The organism is Actinoplanes sp. NPDC051633, from assembly GCF_040681735.1.
Taxonomy (GTDB): Bacteria; Actinomycetota; Actinomycetes; order Mycobacteriales; family Micromonosporaceae; genus Actinoplanes.
In genome coordinates this window covers 1-1,792 of record NZ_JBFAZH010001410.1, presented here as the reverse complement: position 1 = coordinate 1,792, position 1,792 = coordinate 1, and the positions used below count along the sequence as shown (strand labels likewise).

Genomic DNA, 1,792 nt, shown 5'->3' with positions numbered 1-1,792 from the left:
GGTGCTGGTGTTCCTGGCGCGGGCCGGCTGACCGCCCACCCGGCCAGGTCGGTGGCGAGGGCGGGCAGGTGGGGCCGCAGCTCGTCGGGCTCGATCACCGTGAACGGGTGGTTGAGCCCGGCGAGCATCGCCGCCATCCCGCGCAGATTCTCGGCGCGCATCGCCATCAGCACCCCGTCGCTCGTCTCGGTGAAGACGGCGACGTTGGCCGGCAGATGTCGCTGCACCGCCGGCAGCGGCGCGTGCACCAGCACCTCCACCGCCCAGCGGTAATCGCGCTGGGCCCACTGCAGGTTGAAGTGCGCGACCGCGTCGAAACCCTCCGGCGGCTCGAACCGCACGCCCAGCGGCCGGACCGCCTCGACGCGATCGACCCGGAAGGTCCGGACCTCCCCGCGGCGATGGTCATGGGCGATCAGATACCACCGTCCGGAGTGGACCACCAGGCCGTAGGGATCGACCGCGCGCTCGCCGTTGTAGGCGAGGACCTGCCGGTCCCGGTCCCGCACCGCGGCGCCGAGGCTCAGCAGCACGGAGGAGTCCGCCGCCTGACCGGAACGGCCACGCATCGTGAAGCCGAGGCTCTCGCGCAGACCGGCCAGCCGCTGAGACAACGCGTCCGGCAGCACCCGGCTGATCTTGGCCTCCGCCGACGACGCGGCCGGAGTGCCGAGCCCGATCCGCTCGGCCGCCACCAGGCCCAGCACCACCGCGACGGCCTCGTCGTCGGTGAGCATCAGCGGCGGCAGCTTGAAGCCGGGCGCCAGGCGGTATCCGCCGTAGCGCCCGCGCTCGGCGGCGACCGGGATGCCGAGATCGGCCAGCGTGCCGGCGTACCGCCGGACGGTCCGCTCGTCGACCGCCAGGCGGGAGGCGAGCTCACCGACGGTCATCCGGCGGTGGGCCTGCAGCAGCTCGAGCATCGCGAGCACGCGGGAAGCGGGGTGGACCATGCCGCAATCTTCTCAGTTATACCGGGCGGAACCTGTCCGGTATTACTTCTAGGCTTGCCTCATGAGCACATACATCCTGGTTCCCGGTCTCTGGCTCGGCGCGTGGGCGTGGCACGACGTGACGGCCGCGCTGCGAGCGGGCGGCCACGACGTTCACCCGCTGACCCTGACCGGCGTGGCCGACCGGTCCCACCTGCTCGGCCCGGAGATCGACCTCGACACGCACATCGAGGACATCGTGCGACTGGCCGAGGTCGAGGATCTGCACGACATCGTCCTGGTCGGGCACAGCTACGCGGGGCTCCCGGTGAGTGCGGCCGCGTTGCGGCTGCGGGACCGCATCAAGACGGTGGTGTACGTGGACGCGGGCGCCCAGCCCGAGGGCACGAGTCAGTGGGACTCGACGCCGCCCGGCGAGCCGATCCCCGATGACGCCGTGGCCCTCGACCCGCGCGAGTGGGATCCGGCAGCGGATCCGCAGATGCTGGCCGGCCTCGACGACCGCGCGCTGGACCTGCTGCGTACCCGTGGCACGCCGCACCCGATGGCGTCGATCAAGCAGGGCGTCGGCCCGCACGCCACCTCGGCCGACCTGCCGACCGTGCTGATCGCGTGCGGATTCCCGGCCGAGGTCGTCCAGGAGATGATGGCCGCGGGACATCCGTGGTTCGTGGAGATGACCGAGGCGCGGATCATCCCGCTGCCGACCGGCCACTGGCCCATGCTCAGCGAGCCGAAGGCCCTCAGCGAGATCCTCGCGGATCTTTGAGCAGCCCCGCCACCTCGGCCGCGATCTACTCGGGGGCGCGGGCGAGGGTGGGGAGCGGGTTCGTGGCGAA

General features: G+C 72.1%; 2 protein-coding genes. One reads left to right on the top strand and one right to left on the bottom strand.

Annotated features, from left to right (window positions below):
- Positions 1 to 953: YafY family protein (locus AB0M20_RS41530; RefSeq protein WP_364306825.1), on the bottom strand; the 953-nt coding region annotated here is incomplete at its 3' end.
- A 61-nt stretch (positions 954 to 1,014) separates the two neighbouring features.
- Here AB0M20_RS41530 and AB0M20_RS41525 point away from each other — a divergent pair.
- The gene (locus AB0M20_RS41525; RefSeq protein ID WP_364306823.1) at positions 1,015 to 1,722 is read left to right on the top strand and encodes an alpha/beta hydrolase; all 708 of its coding nucleotides are present in this window, start codon (positions 1,015 to 1,017) and stop codon (positions 1,720 to 1,722) included.
- Positions 1,723 to 1,792 lie beyond the last annotated feature (70 nt).